General features: G+C 60.9%; 18 protein-coding genes. 5 read left to right on the top strand and 13 right to left on the bottom strand.

Annotation, left to right across the window (positions count from 1 at the left end):
• Positions 1–251: 251 nt before the first annotated feature.
• Complete coding sequence (locus DK391_RS36670) at positions 252–995, bottom strand: SDR family oxidoreductase (RefSeq protein ID WP_109482901.1); 744 nt, start codon at positions 993–995, stop codon at positions 252–254.
• Between the two features lie 135 nt (positions 996–1,130).
• Between DK391_RS36670 and DK391_RS36675 the strand changes: the two genes are divergently transcribed.
• Entirely contained in the window at positions 1,131–2,036 is a 906-nt protein-coding gene (locus DK391_RS36675) for a LysR family transcriptional regulator (protein ID WP_109482902.1), read from the top strand.
• 8 nt (positions 2,037–2,044) lie between these two features.
• On the opposite strand, the gene DK391_RS36680 is transcribed toward DK391_RS36675, so the two are convergent.
• Together DK391_RS36680 and DK391_RS44635 are read right to left on the bottom strand one after the other, a co-directional pair.
• The gene (locus DK391_RS36680; protein ID WP_109482925.1) at positions 2,045–2,848 is read right to left on the bottom strand and encodes a hypothetical protein; all 804 of its coding nucleotides are present in this window, start codon (positions 2,846–2,848) and stop codon (positions 2,045–2,047) included.
• Positions 2,849–2,876: 28 nt separating this feature from the next.
• Complete coding sequence (locus tag DK391_RS44635) at positions 2,877–3,197, bottom strand: hypothetical protein (RefSeq protein WP_162601013.1); 321 nt, start codon at positions 3,195–3,197, stop codon at positions 2,877–2,879.
• Between DK391_RS44635 and DK391_RS36685 the strand changes: the two genes are divergently transcribed.
• On the top strand, positions 3,196–4,836 hold the full coding sequence (locus tag DK391_RS36685) for a methyl-accepting chemotaxis protein (protein ID WP_109482903.1): 1,641 nt from the start codon (positions 3,196–3,198) through the stop codon (positions 4,834–4,836). The two genes, DK391_RS44635 and DK391_RS36685, sit on opposite strands and share 2 nt — an antisense overlap.
• A 414-nt stretch (positions 4,837–5,250) precedes the next feature.
• Here DK391_RS36685 and DK391_RS36695 read toward each other — a convergent pair whose 3' ends face one another.
• The 9 genes from DK391_RS36695 to DK391_RS36735 all read right to left on the bottom strand — a co-directional run bounded on the left by DK391_RS36695 (position 5,251) and on the right by DK391_RS36735 (position 13,314).
• Positions 5,251–5,868, bottom strand: a complete 618-nt coding sequence (locus DK391_RS36695) for a type VI secretion system amidase effector protein Tae4 (protein WP_109482904.1) — start codon at positions 5,866–5,868, stop codon at positions 5,251–5,253.
• Positions 5,868–6,398: a PAAR domain-containing protein gene (locus DK391_RS36700; RefSeq protein WP_109482905.1), complete on the bottom strand. Its 531-nt coding sequence runs from the start codon at positions 6,396–6,398 to the stop codon at positions 5,868–5,870. Before DK391_RS36700 ends, DK391_RS36695 begins: the two co-directional genes overlap by 1 nt.
• 363 nt (positions 6,399–6,761) lie before the next feature.
• A complete protein-coding gene (locus DK391_RS36705; RefSeq protein ID WP_109482906.1) occupies positions 6,762–7,574 on the bottom strand; it encodes a c-type cytochrome in 813 nt (270 codons plus the stop codon).
• Positions 7,571–9,196: a b(o/a)3-type cytochrome-c oxidase subunit 1 gene (locus DK391_RS36710; protein WP_109482907.1), complete on the bottom strand. Its 1,626-nt coding sequence runs from the start codon at positions 9,194–9,196 to the stop codon at positions 7,571–7,573. Before DK391_RS36710 ends, DK391_RS36705 begins: the two co-directional genes overlap by 4 nt.
• Complete coding sequence (locus DK391_RS36715; RefSeq protein WP_109482908.1) at positions 9,183–9,755, bottom strand: cytochrome C oxidase subunit II; 573 nt, start codon at positions 9,753–9,755, stop codon at positions 9,183–9,185. Before DK391_RS36715 ends, DK391_RS36710 begins: the two co-directional genes overlap by 14 nt.
• A gap of 2 nt (positions 9,756–9,757) precedes the next feature.
• Positions 9,758–9,940, bottom strand: a complete 183-nt coding sequence (locus DK391_RS36720) for a hypothetical protein (protein ID WP_109482909.1) — start codon at positions 9,938–9,940, stop codon at positions 9,758–9,760.
• A gap of 41 nt (positions 9,941–9,981) precedes the next feature.
• A complete protein-coding gene (locus DK391_RS36725) occupies positions 9,982–11,298 on the bottom strand; it encodes a cytochrome c (protein ID WP_109482910.1) in 1,317 nt (438 codons plus the stop codon).
• Entirely contained in the window at positions 11,295–12,017 is a 723-nt protein-coding gene (locus DK391_RS36730; RefSeq protein WP_109482911.1) for a c-type cytochrome, read from the bottom strand. Before DK391_RS36730 ends, DK391_RS36725 begins: the two co-directional genes overlap by 4 nt.
• Positions 12,018–12,420: 403 nt before the next feature.
• Positions 12,421–13,314 carry a LysR family transcriptional regulator gene (locus DK391_RS36735; protein WP_109482912.1) on the bottom strand — a complete coding sequence of 298 codons (894 nt, stop codon included), beginning with the start codon at positions 13,312–13,314 and terminating at the stop codon, positions 12,421–12,423.
• Positions 13,315–13,412: 98 nt separating this feature from the next.
• Here DK391_RS36735 and DK391_RS36740 point away from each other — a divergent pair, with 98 nt between their 5' ends.
• Positions 13,413–14,708 (top strand): MFS transporter, encoded by a 1,296-nt coding sequence (locus DK391_RS36740; protein ID WP_239483051.1) that lies wholly within the window; start codon positions 13,413–13,415, stop codon positions 14,706–14,708.
• A gap of 154 nt (positions 14,709–14,862) precedes the next feature.
• On the opposite strand, the gene DK391_RS44640 is transcribed toward DK391_RS36740, so the two are convergent.
• Complete coding sequence (locus tag DK391_RS44640) at positions 14,863–15,105, bottom strand: hypothetical protein (RefSeq protein ID WP_162601014.1); 243 nt, start codon at positions 15,103–15,105, stop codon at positions 14,863–14,865.
• A gap of 231 nt (positions 15,106–15,336) precedes the next feature.
• Here DK391_RS44640 and DK391_RS36745 point away from each other — a divergent pair, with 231 nt between their 5' ends.
• Entirely contained in the window at positions 15,337–15,990 is a 654-nt protein-coding gene (locus DK391_RS36745) for a response regulator transcription factor (protein ID WP_109482913.1), read from the top strand.
• A 134-nt stretch (positions 15,991–16,124) separates the two neighbouring features.
• Positions 16,125–16,835 carry a response regulator transcription factor gene (locus tag DK391_RS36750; protein WP_239483052.1) on the top strand — a complete coding sequence of 237 codons (711 nt, stop codon included), beginning with the start codon at positions 16,125–16,127 and terminating at the stop codon, positions 16,833–16,835.
• Positions 16,836–16,905 lie beyond the last annotated feature (70 nt).

Genomic DNA, 16,905 nt, shown 5'->3' on the forward strand with positions numbered 1-16,905 from the left:
GGTGGTGGCCGTGTGTCGGGTGGTGGTGGCGGCGGCGGTCAGAGCCGTCCGAGCGCGCCGGCTGGCGGCGGGTTCGATGAGATGGATGACGATATTCCGTCCTAAGCTTGCTGCACCGACGGCGCGTTGAAGCGCACAGCGTCGAATGAACACGAAAACACCCCGCCATCGAGCGGGGTGTTTTTCTTTGCGCCGGCGTATCGCATCTAGCTCTATCGCGGCGACAGCACAGCCGAATCAGACGCCGCGGCTCAAGCCACACCCCCATTCGCCCGCAACACCTGCCCATTCACCCAGCCCGCATCCCGTCCCGCCAGAAACGCGACGACAGAAGCAATATCTTCCGGCTGCCCCAGGCGCTGCAGCGGAGGCAGCTTCGCGAAGTGCTGAATCTGCTCTTCCGTCTTGCCGTCGAGAAACAGTGAAGTCGCCCCCGGTCCCGGCGCCACGGCATTGACGGTGATATTGCGCCCACGCAATTCCTTCGCGAACACATGCGTGAACGATTCAACAGCGGCTTTGGTCGCGTTGTAGACCGAGTAGCCCGGCATGTTCAGCGCGAGCGTCGTGCTCGAAAAATTGACGATGCGCCCGCCATCGTTCATGCGCGTGGCAGCTTCGCGCAGCGTGTTGAATGTGCCGCGCACGTTGATATCGAAGGCCTGTGCGAAGTACGCGTCGCTGGTGTCGGCGAGCGGCACGGTCTTCAGGATGCCCGCATTGTTGACGAGCACATCGACCCTGCCGAGTTGCTGTTCGGTCGCATCGAACATGCGGCGCACGTCGTCGGCGTTCGACACATCCGCTTTCACGGCGATGGCTGCCGCACCTTCCGCCTTCAGTTCAGCGACGAGCGCATCGGCTTCCTTCGAACTTGCCGCGTAGTTCACGACGACTGCGAAGCCATCGCTGGCGAGCCGCCGCGCAATCGCCGCGCCGATGCCGCGCGATGCGCCCGTGACGATGGCAACCTGTGCGTTCTTGACGTTGTTCATGATCTGATTCCTCGAAGTGGTGGGTTGGTGAGAGGAATGATCGGACATTGCGACGAAGAGATAATCGGGCGAAAGTTGTTATCATCATTCCATTCACTTTAACAATGGCGCCGCGTGAGGCCGCCGCCTACCGACATGGACCGTTTTCAGGAAATGCAGGTGTTCGTGCGTATCGCCGAGCGGCAGAGCTTCACCCGCGCCGCCGACGATCTGCAGATTCCACGCGCCACCGTCACCAACCTGATGAAGCGCATGGAGCAGCGGCTCGGCGCCCGTCTGCTCGAACGCACGACGCGCACCGTGCGCCTCACGCACGACGGCGAGGCGTACTACCGCCGCTGCGTGCGCCTGCTCGCCGATATGGAAGAAGCGGAAGGCTCGTTCCGCGACGCCGCGCCGAAGGGGTTGCTGCGCGTGAACCTGCAAGGCACGCTCGCGCGGCATTTCATCGTGCCCGCGCTGCCGGCATTTCTTGCGCGCTATCCGGGTATCGAACTGCACATCGGCGAAGACGACCGGCTGGTCGATCTGGTGCGCGAGGGCATCGACTGCGTGCTGCGGGCGGGCAATCTGCAGGATTCGTCGATGGTCGGGCGGCGCGTGGCGCGGCTCGAACAGGTGACGGTAGCGAGTCCGGCGTATCTGGAAACACATGGCACACCCGGCGATCTCGCCGCGCTTGCCACCCACCGCGCCGTGAACTACATATCGAGCGCGACGGGCAATGCGCTGCCGCTCGAATTCACCGTCGATGAGCGCGTCGTCGACATCAATCTGCATGCGGTCGTTTCCGTGACGGGGACCGACCTGTACACAGGTTCAGCCGTTGCCGGTCTCGGTCTCGTGCAGGTGCCGCGCTATCGGGTGCAGCACGAACTCGCAGCGGGCAGTCTCGTCATCGTGCTGCCGAAGTTTCCGCCGCCGCCAATGCCTGTCACGGTGCTGTATCCGCAAAGCCGTCAGTTATCGTCGCGCGTGCGGGTGTTCGCGCAATGGCTACGCGAAATTTTCGATGCGGCCGGCGGATTGAAGATCGGTTGAAGCGCGGTCTACGGTGCACGGTCAAGATGGGCGAGCGCATCGCGCATCGGCTGGCTGGACGACACGATCGGCCCCGTCAGCGGCGTGTCGAGATCCACGATCACGTACACGGCAGACGCAATCGATACCGCACCCAGCATGATCATCACCAGCGCCAGCGCATTGCGCGGCGCAACGATGCCAAAGCACAGGAAGATGATCATCAGCCAGAAGGTGAGCGTCGTGAGGAACGGCTTCGAGATCGAACTGTGCGCTTCTTCGATCAGTTTCCAGCGCGCCCGGATCACGCGCTCGAAACGCGCGATGCATTCGGCCTGCGTGTGTTGCTGATAGCTGTCGGTGGGTTGCAGCTTGCGCACCGCGATGAACGAGTCGTTCAGCATGTCACCGAGATTCACGTCTTCGAGCTTGTCGTGGTCCAGATCGGTGGTGAACTTCGGATAGTTGCCGGCGGGCGGATCTTCTCTCGGCCATGTCGCGGCGATCGCGGCGGCCGTGTAGGCACGCAGCAAAGTACGCGAATGCTGCGCCTCCGGGCCGTACTGCCGCAGCGCGGTGTCGAGCTGGATCAGTTCGGCGGCATACGAGCGGAAGTCGTTGCCGACGGTGTCGAAGCTGCTTTTCGCGGAGGCCGTCAGCAAGCCCAGCACCAGCGCCGCGAACGTCACCAGCATCGTCATCACGAGCTGGATCAGTTGCAGCGTCTCATGCCTGCGATGCTCTTCGGGCAGATAAGGCTTGCCGAAAAAACCGACACCCGTTCCCGCCAGAAGCAGAACGAACACCACCAGCGCTGACAATGTCTCTTGCATGAGCGTGGTCCGCGAAGCTGTCGCTTCGCTACTGTCCAACAACTTGGCCACGCGGGCAAGTCTCGATCCAGACTGTTAAATCAGGCGCACCAAACCCAAATAGCGAGAAGAAAGATTCGGCAAGCAGCACATGTCTATGCGCCAGATCAAATACATGGCGGTTTCGGCCGAAAGCAGGCTGACAGGCCATAAAGTTTTGAGCGAATCCGCCGTAACTGAAAGCGTGGTGCGTTTGCTTAATTTCTAATCGATTAATCGGGTTGCGGACCTTGCCGATTGGCCTGGGCGCAGCAAGCCTGCCCTGGAACCGGGAGATTCCCGTCAGGTGGCCATAGGAGACATGCTTCATGTTGAAAGGTCTTTCGATTCGCGCGTATCTCACGTTGATGGTCGTGCTGTTCGGCATCGTCTTGCTGATCGGCGCGGCGGCGGGGCTGTTATCCCTGCGTGAGAGCAACGCGTCGCTACAACAGATGTACACCGTCGATACGCCCGCCGTGGCGGATCTCGAAGGCAGCGCCGGCCAGCTGCTGCGCCTGCGTCTCGCGTTGGCCACCTATGCGTCGCTGATCGAGCTGAACGATCAGGAAGGCGCGGACGCCGTGCTCAAGCGTTTCGATACGTACCTGAAGGTATCGAACGATCGCGTCGCGCACTACATCAGCAAGGCCAGCAACGACGCCGACGAACAGCGTCTCATCAAGGACATGCAGGACAAGCGCGACACCTTCCTGCACGAAGGCGTCGAACCCGCGCTCGCCGCGCTCAAATCCGGCGACAAGGCCGCGTTCCAGCAGCTTCAGGCGCACAAGCTCTCGCCGCTTTATAGCGCTTACGAAAAGGCCATGCTGACGCTCGAAAAGCTGCAGCTCGATCACGCCGAGCAGCGTTATCAGGACGCGCAACACCTGTTCTATACGATCAGCGTCGGTGTCGCGATCGGCATGGCGGCGACGCTGATTTTCGCGTGGCTCGGCCGCATGATTATGATTCGCGCCATCGTGCATCCCGTCGATGCCACCATCGAACAGTTCCAGCGCATCGCCAACGGCGACCTGACGAGCCGCATCGACGTCGTCAGCGACAACGAAATGGGCCGGCTCGCGGCGGCGCTGCGCAAGATGCAGGATTCGCTGATCGCGACGGTGAACACGGTGCGCCACGGTACCGATTCGATCGATACGGGCGTGAGCGAAATCGCCGCGGGCAATACGAATCTGTCGCAGCGCACGGAGGAGCAGGCCGCGTCGCTCGAAGAAACGGCGGCAAGCATCGAAGAGTTGACGTCCACCGTCAAGCAGACTGCCGACAACGCCAAGCAGGCCAGTTCGCTTGCGCAGGGCGCATCGACGCTGGCGGCGCAAGGCGGCGATCTCACGCAGCAGGTGGTCGGCACGATGCAGGCAATCGTCGATGATTCGCGGCGGATTGCGGATATTGTCGGTGTGATCGAAGGGATCGCGTTTCAGACCAACATTCTCGCGTTGAACGCGGCCGTCGAAGCGGCGCGTGCGGGCGAACAGGGGCGCGGTTTTGCAGTGGTGGCGAGTGAAGTGCGCTCGCTGGCGCAGCGAAGTGCGGCGGCGGCGAAGGAGATCAAAGGTTTGATCGGCGAATCGAATGAGCGCGTGACGGCGGGTGCCGATCTCGTGCAGCGCTCAGGTTCGACGATGACGGACATCGTCGATGCCATCGCGCGCGTCAGCGCGATCATGAGCGAGATCGCCGAGGCCGCGACCGAACAGAGTACGGGCATCGATCAGGTAAATCTCGCCGTCGCGCAGATGGATGAAGTGACGCAGCAGAATGCAGCGCTCGTCGAACAGGCTGCGGCCGCCGCGAGTTCGCTGGAAGAGCAGGCGCGCCGCCTGACGGCGGCTGTGTCCGTGTTCAGGACGGATAGCGGGCAGGGCCCGTCATCGCGTGGCGCTGTGCGACGCGCGGTTGCGCCGAAGCAGGATCTGTCGATGCAGATGGAGACGGCCTGATTCAAGGTGCGTATCGTGTTTTACTTCAAATAAAAAGCCGCATGTGAGTGCGGCTTTTTCCTTCGGGAACCGCGCACTGACTCTATAAGATACGCATCGCAATGAGCGTTGAAAGCCAGTGGGCGAGCACTGCGAGAGCGATGTACATCGCTGCCAGCGGCACACTGATGCGTCTTCCAGAAAGGAAATATCCTAGCGCGGCGAAAACGATGGGTGGCACGAGTACATATAAGACAAACTCGGCAATCGTTCGTGTCGTTGTAGCGCAGGTGTCGACCCCACCGCCGCACTCCCCAACGCGCGGAGCACATAGTTGTGCGTACGCTGCGCAAAACTGTGCATCGATTGATGACCATGCAAGCACGCTAAGCACGCCTGCAAGGGCAAATCCTGCGGTGTTAAGCCAGCGGCGCATCATTTGATCTCCCAAAACAGAATCGATCGGGCATTCCGAAGATCGGACCAGCCAAAGTCTGTTCCGGGAAAGAAGGATTGCTTGCCAAGATAGCGGCTGATCGTTGCAACTGCATCCGGTGCGCTGCTGATTGTCAGGCGTGCACCATTCCAAAGATCGATGTGTCCGCCCGTGGCACTGGCCGCGGTTTCTCCGCGGCGCGTCCAGTAACGCGAAAACTGAACGATTCCTGTGCGCCCTTTGATCTTTGATTCCCAATCAGCGCCAGTAATGTCCTCTGCCCTAGAGAGCCCCGCAAACGGCTGCAACTTCAGCCATTCCCCCAATTCGTCTGCGCGGGTGGCCGTGATCTTCCCGTCGAGAATGATGCGCCCGATTGACGGCTGATCTGATGCAGGTTTGATGAGTTTCTCCGAGAATGACTTCATCTCGATACCAACGCGATGAAACATGACGCTCATTCGGATCGCGCATTGGTCTCTATATGCTGAATTGTCGTATGGGTTTCCAGATGGGTAGTTGTCCCATAACTCGCGAAAGGTCAGCACGTTGAGTTGTACTTCCTTGACGGAACCCGATTGCGAATTGGTCGTGACGGTAGTTCTCTTATTGGGCATCATGCAGTTCCATGTTCCCTCGCGAGCGCATCATCGCCCCAATAGATCTGATAGTCGTCGGTGGTTTCCGTGAAAACGCGTGGCAGGTGGTCGCCCTGGGAAACGCGACCTGAAAACGAACGTCCGTCTGTCGTTTCAATGAAATACGGATAGTCATGGAACGTCGCGTTGCCGGTGGCGCGAATCTGTTCGTCAAAAGCCGTTATCGGCCTCGACGAGACAGATTGCGCCGTTGCTGCTTTGCTCTCGCTTGTATACACAAACGGTGAACTCCCGCTCGCAACCACGCGATTATTCCTGCATGGGCAAAGAACACGATCCATATGCTTTACCAATGGCCTGCCATCGTCCATCCAGTCTCTGGCTGTGCCGAGGATTGGGAACAGTCCTTTGCAATTTCCGCACGTCGCCAGATCGTGATACCGCGCAAGGGTTTGACCATTATCCGCATACCAGGTCGACGAGCCCTCCATCACGCGGCCTCTGGTGGTGGTCATGTCGCCCTTTGCGACGAGTCGCGGCGTCGTCATACCGGCTCCTGAGAAAGGCTATGAACGGCTTTGAGTATCACAGCGCTTAAAGTGAATTCGTTGATTTTGAGGTCTTTGTTTTCGCGCATCCAGTTGTCTCCGCGTGGCTAGATATGTCATGACGTAAGCAGCTTTGCGACGATACCGGGCACCACCCCTCGTTTTGTAAAAGAGAGTTAAGGTTGCCGATTCGATTGGGCGGGCGAACAGAGTGTGCTGGGCGGGATGTATTGACGTAATGCGTATGAGTCAGCGCTTGATCTAACGCGCAGGATCTCTGGTGCGTGCGGACGGTGAAAACAAAACGGCGGTGTAAGCATGTCTGCCTGCACCGCCGTTTGCATGCGTGATGTACATATCGCTTTAAGGCTGCCGCTGCGCGTAATACTTCGCCGCGCCGTCGATCTCCTCAGGCGTCATATTGCGCGCAACGTTGCGCATCTGTTCGTTGATGTCGTTATGCCGGTCGCCGCTCGCGAACGCGCGCAGTTGCGCCGCCATATACACCGACGACTGCCCGCCCAGCCACGGCGCCGCACCTTTGCGATCGCGATCGCCATGACACGCCGCGCACGGCGCGATATTGCGCATCGGCGAGCCTTCGTTGACGAACTTGCGGATCACCGCGTCTTCGGCCGTCGCCTGCTCGACAGCAGCGGGGCGCGGCAAGGTCGAATAGTAGTTGGCGAGATCGTGCAGATCGCCATCGTTCAGATGCGCGATGATCGGCGGCATAATCGAGTTCATGCGCTGGCCGCTCTGATAGTCGCGCAACTGCTTGTAGATCACGTCCGCGTATTGACCCGCGAGCACGGGCGCCGTGACCTGGATCAGGCTCTCGACGCCGTGACACATCGAACAGTTCTGCGCGAGCGTCGCGCCGCGCCCGATCGACTCGGCGCTCGGACGCGTGCGTCCCCACGGCGGTAGCGGCGGCAGCACGATCACATTGCTCGGCGCCGGCCCAGCGATGTTGTCGCTCTGCGTGAACCAGGTAGACGGCACGCCTGCCGCGCTGCAGATCGTCGCCCAGAGGCCGCGCTGCGTGAAGTCGGGATGCTTCGACGGCAGCCACACAAAGCCAATCAGGATCGCCACGATAGCGATCACGATCACGCCGCCGACACTCGACGTGAACCAGCGGTTGCTGAAGCTGAAGACGCGTTCGTCGCTCATGACCGCGCTCCCACCGATACCGCCGGCACCGAGGTCTGCTGCAAGCCGAGCAGTTGCGCAATCGGCACGCTGTAGTTGACGACCGTCAGCCCGATCATCAACGCGACCCACAAGCCGAAGCTGTTCAGTGCAGCCGGCACACGCTCGACGGGATGCACGGGCGCGCTGAAGCGGAACTGCTTCGGCTGTTCGATCACGCCGAACTGTGCTTTTGCGAGGATGTAGAGAAACAGCGCGCCGGAGATCACGAGAATCAGCCCGCCGATGGCCGATACGGCAACCCAGATCGCTTGCGGCGCAATCGCGGGATTGCTGTAATCGTAGTACGCCATGCGTCGCGGCGCGCCGAGCAGACCGACGTAATGCCACGGCAACGTGACCACCATCATGCCGATGAACCACAGCCACAACTGCCAGCGAATCAGGCGCAGCGAGCCAATCGCGCGGCCCGTCAGTTGCGGCCACAGTTCATACGCAATCGCGAAGTACATGATGACGATCGCGCCGCCGAAGATCAGATGGAAGTGCCCCGTGACCCACTGCGTATTGTGGATCGTCTCGTTCAGCTGATAGCTCATGTTGATGAGCCCGCCCGCGCCGCCGAAGCCGAGCATGATGAACGAGAACGCGATGACGAGCATCATCGGGTTGTCCCACGGCAGCGCTTTCAGCCAGCCGAATGCGCCCTTGCCGCCGCGCAGGCGTCCCGCGATTTCCACCGATGCGCAGATCGTGAAGACGGTCAGCAGTGTCGGCACGGAGACCATGCCCGTGAACACGGCGTGCACGAACTTGAAGCCCGAGCCGACCTGCGGATCGGCGAACAGATGGTGAATGCCGATCGGCATCGCGAAGACGAGGAACAGGATGAACGACACACGCGCCATCGAATCGCTATACAGCCTGCCGCCGATCGCGCGCGGCACCAGCGTGTAGTACGCGATATACGACGGCACCAGCCAGAAATAGACGATGGCGTGCAGCGTCCAAGAAAACAGCACGCGCGCGAGACCCGCATCGATAGTGTTCTTCAGGCCGAGCGCGACGGGCAGAATCTGGAACAGGATTTCGAGCGCCGCTCCCACGGCGGTCCACGCCCACAGATACGCGCCCGCCACGTTTGCGTACATCGCGAGCGGCACTGGCTTGCCGGGATTCGCGCGTTTCCAGATATGCAGATTGACGCCCATCAGCGCGACCCAGATCCATGAGCCGACCACTACCAGGACGACACCAAGATAATAGAACGGACTGCCGATCATCGGCGGATAGAAGGTGAAGAGCACGGATGCCTGACCTGCCGCGACAGGCACCATCGCCATCACCGCGCCGACCACCAGCAGGATGAACGCGCCCCACGCCCATTTCAGGCCGACCAGCGCCTGTTGCAGCGCGAGTTCCACGATTGCGTATCCGAAGCCCATCGCCACGAGTGTGGGCAGCACATAGGCCATCACCGTGCCGTGCGCCGTCACCGAGCGATAGTACAGTTCCGGATCGCCGATCCACGGATGCAGCGGACTGCGCACGAGCATCTGCCATGCGCCCAGCAGCAGCGCGATTCCGAACGCGATGAACGCGAGCCAGAAGTGCGCGAGAACGAGTCGCTTAGCGTGAAACACAGCTGAGCCTCCGATGTTGTTTTGCCTGTTCGAAGAAGGCAGCCTTGTCGATCACCTTCACGTGCGCCCACATCGTCTGATGGCCGAAGCCGCAGAATTCGTGGCAGGGCATCAGGTGATCGGCGGGTTTGTCGAAGGAGGACGAAAATGTCGCGACGTAGCCGGGCACGACCATCGTGTTGATGTTCGTATCCGTGACGAGCAGGCCGTGCACGACGTCGGCGCTGGTCGTTCGGAAGGTGATGTCCGTACCCGCCGGCACCAGCAGACATTGCGGCGTGAACGAGTACTGCTGCGCGATGAAGCGCACGACGACCGTGCCATCCGGATCGACGCCCGTACCGAGATTGCTCTCGACGAATTCCCCCGACATCTGCAGCCGCGACGGATCGATGGTTTCGACACGCGACGGCGGCATCATCGCGTAGTGCAGGCCCGAATACACGACCACCACGAGCATGAACACGACAATCGCAATGACGAAATACGCCCAGCGCTTTTCCGAGCGCTCGGCGATGTCGTGGCCGTTATCCGGCGAATGGGAAGGTTGGGTCGACATGATCAGTGAATGACGCCGCGCGGCAGAAACACGCAAAAGTAGAAGCCGCTCCAGATTGCCAGTACCACCACAGCCGCCACGCCCGCGACGGCAATCGCGCCATGCGGACCTTGCGCGACGATGCGCTGGACTTCGTCGTCCGAAGCGTTGCCGGAGTGGTCGCCGGAGTGAACGTTAGGGTCCATCTGCCAATTCTCCGAGGACAAGGTTGGTTGAGCGCCGTGGGCTAGTGAAGCGGCGCCTTGCGCAGTTCGTTGACCTGCTTCGCCGTCACGGGCAGGCCGTGATTGCCCCACGCGGTGCGGATATACGTGACGACGGCGGCGAGATCGGTGTCGTTCAGTTCCTGCGCGAACGGCGGCATGCCGTACGGCTCGGGGTTGCGCTGCGTGCCGGGCGGGAAGCCGCCGTTGAGCACGATGCGGATCGGGTTGACCGCTGAATCCATTTCGATCGACTGGTTGTGCGCCAGCGGCGGGTAGTGTTGCAGATGGCCTTCGCCGTGCTCGCCATGACAGGTCGCGCATTTCGCCATGTAGATGCGCTGGCCGGTTTCGAACACGGCTGGCTTTACCGTTGCAGACGGACCCGTCTTGCGGCCGGGATCGTTGTCGGGCAGCGTCTTCAGGTATACGGCCATCGCCTTGACGTCGTCATCGGTCATGTATTGCAGGCTGTGATACGTGACTTCGGCCATCGGGCCATACACGGCGCCGCGATCCGAGATGCCAGCCTGCAGCAGATCGACGATGTCCTTGATGCTCCAGTCGCCGAGTCCGCCGTCCTTGTCGGACGTGAGCGACGGCGCGTACCAGTTCTGCACGGGAATCAGGCCGCCCGCGAACTGCTCGCTCTTCGACGAGCCGCCGAGCATGTTGATCTTCGTGTGACACATCGAGCAGTGGCCGAGTCCTTCGACGAGATACGCGCCGCGATTCCATTCGACCGAGCGGCTCGGGTTCGGCTGGAACTCGCCTTCGCGGAAATACAGCGAGCGCCATCCGACCAGCAGTTCGCGCTGGTTGAACGGAAAGCGCAACGCATGCTTGCGGCTCGGCTGATGCACGGGTTCCACCGATTTCAGATACGCGAAGATCGCGTCGGAGTCTTCGCGCGTGACCTTGGTGTAGGCCGCAATCGGCATGGCCGGATAGATCAGCTTGCCGTCCGGGCTCTTGCCCGTGCGCATCATCTTGAAGAATTCGTCGGCGGTCCATTTGCCGATGCCGTACTCGTTGTCGGAACTGATGTTCGGCGTATAGAGCGTGCCGAACGGTGTGTCCATCGCCAGCCCGCCACCAAATGTCTTGCCGCGTGGCGCCGTGTGGCAGGCGATGCAATCGCCTGCGCGCGCGAGGTATTCGCCGCGTCTGACGATTTCAGGGCGTGTATCCGGGCCAGCAGGCGCGCTGGTTTCCGCTGCATGCGTAGCGGCGATAAACGTCGAGTGAGGCACGAAAGCGCAGAGTGCGAACGCGGCGCTCGCAGCAATCGACAGGGTTACGCGACGCACGGAGACGGAGCGAAAGGAGAAAGTCTTCATTCCGGTTGGCTCCCACATGCGAGCGGCAGCTTGCCGGGCAGGCGCGACACGGGACGCGGATCGTCGGGACGCGGCTGGCGCGCGAGCCAGATCGACACCGCGGTGATGTCCTTGTCGCTCAGCTTGATGGCGATGCCATGCATGCAGTCGGGCGCGAGCGCGTGGCGCGTGCCCGAACGCCATGTGCCCATCTGTCCGGCGATATAGCTCGCATGCAGGCCGAGCAGACCCGGAATGCCTGGCTGCTGTCCCGTCAGCCGTGGCCCGTGACACGCGGCGCACGCAGGTATGCCGCGCTTTGCGTCGCCCTGCATGACGATCTGCTTGCCGTAGTCGAGCGTCGCTTGCGGCAGCGGATTGGTATCGGGATTCGGATAAGGCGGCTGCAGATCGGCGAAATACTGGCTGATCTTGCGCAGGTACTCGTCGGGTAGAAACGCGAGCAGATAGCCCATCGGCGGATAGGTGCGGCCGCCGTCGCGGAATGCCGTCAACTGGTTGAACAGATACTCGGCAGGCTTGCCCGCGATGCGCGGAAAATAATCGTTGTTGCGCCCCTGGCCCTGCACACCGTGACAGGTCGTGCACGCATGCATTTTTTCATCCATCGCGGACGGCGCGGGCGCATCGTTTGAAGCCGCGAATGATGGTCGCGCATGCAGCGCGCACAGGACGCAAAACAGCAACAGGATCGAATTGCCGACGGTTCTGCGATGCACGACTGGCCTCGTAGGGAGAGAGTTTCTAATCGTTGTGTCAAACCCCAGGGAAGCGTCACCTGGCGCTGTTCTCTTCTTGCTCTTCTGCTTCTCTACCGCAGCCGCACTAGCGACGCGTGACATACGAATGAAGGCGGCCACTACAGGGAAATGCCATGCGCAATGTGTGGCGCCGACAGTCTATTCAAGTCCACACGGGCGTGCAGATGAGGGTACAGATGACGCTCGCACAAGTGCCGCGCTTGCCGGCGATTCGGCACGCGCATCAATACAGTAAGGCTTCAGAATGACGCTGGCGTTGCAATCATCATAGGTGGCAATCTGCCACGTTTCAACGCAGCTCCGCGACGCTTGCAGAGATTGTCGTGTCAACTAAGTACTTTTGCAGATACTGCAACGGCACTCATGCGAGCAGACGCATGAAAGCGTCGCGCGCATGCGTCACATGTGCGCTTTCGCCGGGTCTGCCGGGCAGCAGATGAAACTCGACGGCGGGTAACGGAGGCAGGCCGACAGACGGCGGACATGGTGCCGTGCCCGAGCCGATCGACGATTCGTTCAGACATGAAACGCCGAGCCCCGCTTTCAGCGCGAGTTGCAGCCCGGCCATGCCCGATGCCGAATGCGAGACGAGAAACGGCACCTTGTTTTCATCGAGCAACCGGACGACGAAGCGCTGAAGCTGACACGTCGACGGCAACAGCACGAGATGAAACGGCGCGGCGATGAGCCGTGCGTCGGCATCGGCGGACATCGCCCATACGAGCTTTTCGCGCCTCACGACCGTGCTCGCTGCCTGCGTGCGGTTCGATGCCGCGCGCTTCGCGCCCGGTGCGACGATGCGCAGCGACAGGCCGATATCGAAGGTCGCGTCGTCTTCGACGCTGCTATCGATCACCGCGCTCGGCAGCACGGTCACATGCAGACGCAGGCGGGGATGCTGCTCCGAGAACATCTTCAGCACGCGTGCGACATCGTGGGGCCGGTAGTAATCGGTGATCGCGATGCGCAATTCGCCGTCGAGCGAGCGCCCGTGCAGGTCTTCGAATGCCGCTTCGCTCATGGCGAGAATGCGGCGGGCGTGGTCGAGCAGCTTCGCGCCTGCGGGCGTCGCGGTGACGCCTTGCTTGCCACGCACGAACAGCGGCTGGCCCGCGCGCTCTTCGAGCTTCTTCAACTGCTCGCTCGCCGACGACTGCGACAGGAATACGCGCTCCGCGCCCGCCGACACGCTGCCCGCCTCCGCGACGGCCACGAAAGTGCGCAACTGGGAAAGATCGAAAGCGCGCTGGTTCATGTTTCGGTTTCTCCGATGGATGACATCCAATTTTCCCGCTTTTCCGATTAATCGTCCAATCCTACGATAGCCGTCAATCGAGTGATCCGGAGGTGATTGTGGGACAAGGGATTCAGGTATCGAAGGCAGCAGGCGGGGTGAGCGGCAATCATCGCTGGAAGGTGCTGGGCGTGGGCTTTGCCGCGAACGCGAGTTTCTCGGCAGCGTTCTCCGGCATTCCGACCACGGCAATTTTCCTGCGCAACGGCTATCACATCGGCAATGAGGGCCTTGGCCTCGTGCTCGGTATGCTCGGACTTGGCATTGCCGTGAGCGAGTTGCCATGGGGACTGCTCACCGACCGTTGGGGCGACCGGCGCGTGCTGCTGCTCGGCTTGCTGGCGACGGCCGCTGCGCTGGCCGTGAGGGCGGGCTTCGTCGTGCCGCGTGGCGCCGCCGCGCCGGGCCTCGTGCCGCTTGCGCTCGGACTGCTCGCGGTCGGTCTGCTGGGCGGCAGCGTCAGCGGCTCGAGCGGGCGCGCGGTGCTGGCCTGGTTTCGCGACGGCGCGCGCGGTCTGGCGATGAGCATCCGGCAGACGGCCGTGCCGGCTGGCGGCGGGCTCGGTGCGCTGACGTTGCCGTCGCTGGCTGCGCATGTCGGTTTTGTCGGCGTGTATGGCGTGCTCGCGATGCTGTGCGCGGTCACCGCGTGGTTTGCCTGGCGCTGGCTGCACGAACCGCCCGTTCCGGTTGCGCAGGCCGGGCAGCGGAGCGTCGCGCATGACGCGCAGGCGGAGCAGGTTTCGCCGTTGCGCGACGTCGGTGTGTGGCGTGTGGCGCTGGGCATCGGCGTGCTGTGCGTGCCGCAACTGGCTGTCGTGACATTCGCCACGGTCTTTTTGCACGACTTCGGGCATGCCGGCGTGTTCGAAATCAGCGCGACAATGGCCGCCGTGCAGACGGGCGCGGCTGCCGCACGCGTCTGGAGCGGACACTGGACCGACCGGCATGGCAACCGGCGTCAGTACATGCGCGCCTGCAGCGTACTGACGGCGCTGCTGTTCGCAGCGCTTGCGCTGATCGCAGCGCGCACGGGCGGCGCGCATGGTGCGCTACCCGCCATGCTCGCGGCGATGGTGGTGCTCGGCGGCGTCAGCGCGTCCGCGTGGCACGGCGTCGCCTACACGGAACTGGCGACGCTCGCAGGAACGCGCCGCGCGGGCACGGCGCTCGCGATGGGCAACACGTGCGCGTTCATGACGTTGTTCGTCACGCCGCTGGTGATTCCGCCGTTGCTCGCAGCCACCTCGTGGCCAGCCGTATGGGCGATTGCGAGCGTGTGTGCACTGATTGCGCTTCCTGTTTTTCCCAAGCCGCAGCGCATGGCGCGCTACACGTCGAGAGTGCGGGTATGAGTCTGGCGGCCCATTCTTGAACTTTGCTGTGGGCGTCCGGCCATGTGTCGGACGCCTTTTTTCTTTTTACGAATTTTAAGTGTGCTATTAATATAATTATTTTGTAAATAAAAGCGCTATCTCATGTCTGATTTTTCTGGTTCGAGAGTCAGAATTATTTTAAGAATGAATTTGATACTTCAATCTTCTTAGGGTGTTTCTCTTTTTTGCGCATATTGATCGATTGGTGTTCTGTGAAGTCACTCTTATTCATCTCTGGTCCAAGATGATTTGGCTGAACCATGCGACGATCGTTTCGTTCACCCGGTTGCCGTTCTGTGTCTGCATCGATGGTGCGTCCGTGTCCTAACGTGCGTTTCGAAATTTCGGAAATAGTGCGCGGAATAGCGAATGACATAGTCTCAGCGAAAATCCATCAATTGACGATAAATCAATGAATTTCCCAGGATGTCTTTGAATCAGACATCGATTCGGAACTCTCTGATATTCCAATTTTGCCGGGAATGTTTTGATTTGGTTTGTCGGGACACGATTCGTTATATGTTGCGAGCATTGTCATAAAGCGAGTTCGTTTCAACATTGACAAACACAAACCAATAACAAGGCGGTACGAGTGAATCTTCGAATCATGCTGGCAGACGACCATCCGTTTGTTCTGCTCGGTATCCGGGCCACGCTGGTGGCGCACGGAGGGTTCACGATCGTCGGCGAGGCAACGAGTCCATCGTTACTCGTTCAGTTGATGGAGCAGTCGCCTTGCGACGTGCTTGTCACAGACCTGACCATGCCCGACGCAACGGGCAATGCTGACGACGGGTTGCGACTGATCCGGCGCATACGTAGCGGCTGGCCCAACGTGCACATTGTGGTGCTGACCAGCCTGACCAATGCCGCCATCCTTCGCTCGATCATGACTTACGGGGTGATCGGCATGCTCAACAAGAGTGAATCGATGGATGAACTGGCGGCGGCGATCCGCGCGGCGGGGTCGGGGCGCTCCTATGTCAGCCGGTCGATCCTGCATACGCTGTCTGAAGCGAGCGGCGAGCCGCTCGGCATGTCGCCCATGCGCGATCTCTCGCCTCGTCAAGCCGAGGTGATCAACATGTTCGTGCGCGGAAAGTCGATTTCAGAGATCGCCCGTTATCTCGGTCGGGACGTTCGCACAGTGAGTCGGCAAAAGCGCGATGCAATGGCGAAGCTGGGCGTCAGCAACGATCCCGGACTGTTCGCGTTTGTGCGCGCGCACGGATTCACACAAAACATCACACAGGATAGCTAATCAATGTGCGGGACTATCAATTCTTCCAGATTGGGAGAATTCTTATGTCTGCAGGCATTTGAATCACTGATTCTCAGTTGGCTGAGGTCTCATCAAATTTATAACAGGCGTTACAGCACATGGAGACACTACGCGTGAATACCAGGAACGACGCGACACCGCCGATCCGCACTGTCATCGCCGACGACCATCCTCTGGTTTTGCTCGCGATGGAGAATCTGATGTCGGGCTTCCCAGGAATTCAGATCGTCGGGAGGGCAACAGACCCGTCGGAATTGTTCGCCGAGGCGCAGCGGGTCAAATGCGAGCTCGTCGTCATGGATCTGTATATGGCCGGCGGAACACATGGCGACGGCGTTGAGATGGTCAGGCAATTCAGGGAACGTCACCCGGACGTGGTGATCGTGGTGCTGACCATGGAGACCGCGGCAGATGCGCTGCAGAAAGTGATCGCGCTGGGCGTTGGCGCGGTCGTCAGCAAGCGTGACCGGATCGACCTGATCCACGTCGCAATCGTCACAGCACTGGCTCGCGAATGCTATGTCGGTCCCGCCATACGTGGGCTGCTTGCGGACGCCACGTTGTCGCGCCGCGTCGACTACGTGCGGCAGGTTCTTTCGCGGCGCGAACTCGAGGTGCTGACGCACTATGCAACGGGGCGAGGCGTCACTGAAATCGCGCTCCGGCTCGGCCGCAGCGTCAAGACGATCAGTGCACAGAAATGTACGGCAATGCGAAAACTCTCTTTGCAAAGCGATGCCGATCTTTTCCGCTTCGCGGCCGAACACGGCATGGTGATCGACGATCACACCGGCGGCTCGGTTGAGCAGGCAGGGAGCGTTTAAGCGTTCGAGGCATCAGGGTGACAACGTGACCGTCCTTGAGGGGAATGCGTTGTGCGGTGGCGGTCAATCA

Origin of the sequence: Paraburkholderia sp. C35 (genome assembly GCF_003121405.1) — a bacterium.
Classification (GTDB): Bacteria; Pseudomonadota; Gammaproteobacteria; order Burkholderiales; family Burkholderiaceae; genus Paraburkholderia.

Coding starts and splice junctions, on each gene's coding strand:
- DK391_RS36745 (WP_109482913.1), top strand. CDS start 15,337: ATGCTGGCAGACGACCATCCGTTTGTTCTGCTCGGTATCCGGGCCACG.
- DK391_RS44635 (WP_162601013.1), bottom strand. CDS start 3,197: ATGAAGCATGTCTCCTATGGCCACCTGACGGGAATCTCCCGGTTCCAG.
- DK391_RS36735 (WP_109482912.1), bottom strand. CDS start 13,314: ATGAACCAGCGCGCTTTCGATCTTTCCCAGTTGCGCACTTTCGTGGCC.
- DK391_RS36725 (WP_109482910.1), bottom strand. CDS start 11,298: ATGAAGACTTTCTCCTTTCGCTCCGTCTCCGTGCGTCGCGTAACCCTG.
- DK391_RS36705 (WP_109482906.1), bottom strand. CDS start 7,574: ATGAGCGACGAACGCGTCTTCAGCTTCAGCAACCGCTGGTTCACGTCG.
- DK391_RS44640 (WP_162601014.1), bottom strand. CDS start 15,105: ATGTCATTCGCTATTCCGCGCACTATTTCCGAAATTTCGAAACGCACG.
- DK391_RS36685 (WP_109482903.1), top strand. CDS start 3,196: ATGTTGAAAGGTCTTTCGATTCGCGCGTATCTCACGTTGATGGTCGTG.
- DK391_RS36675 (WP_109482902.1), top strand. CDS start 1,131: ATGGACCGTTTTCAGGAAATGCAGGTGTTCGTGCGTATCGCCGAGCGG.
- DK391_RS36670 (WP_109482901.1), bottom strand. CDS start 995: ATGAACAACGTCAAGAACGCACAGGTTGCCATCGTCACGGGCGCATCG.
- DK391_RS36715 (WP_109482908.1), bottom strand. CDS start 9,755: ATGTCGACCCAACCTTCCCATTCGCCGGATAACGGCCACGACATCGCC.
- DK391_RS36695 (WP_109482904.1), bottom strand. CDS start 5,868: ATGCCCAATAAGAGAACTACCGTCACGACCAATTCGCAATCGGGTTCC.
- DK391_RS36680 (WP_109482925.1), bottom strand. CDS start 2,848: ATGCAAGAGACATTGTCAGCGCTGGTGGTGTTCGTTCTGCTTCTGGCG.
- DK391_RS36700 (WP_109482905.1), bottom strand. CDS start 6,398: ATGACGACGCCGCGACTCGTCGCAAAGGGCGACATGACCACCACCAGA.
- DK391_RS36720 (WP_109482909.1), bottom strand. CDS start 9,940: ATGGACCCTAACGTTCACTCCGGCGACCACTCCGGCAACGCTTCGGAC.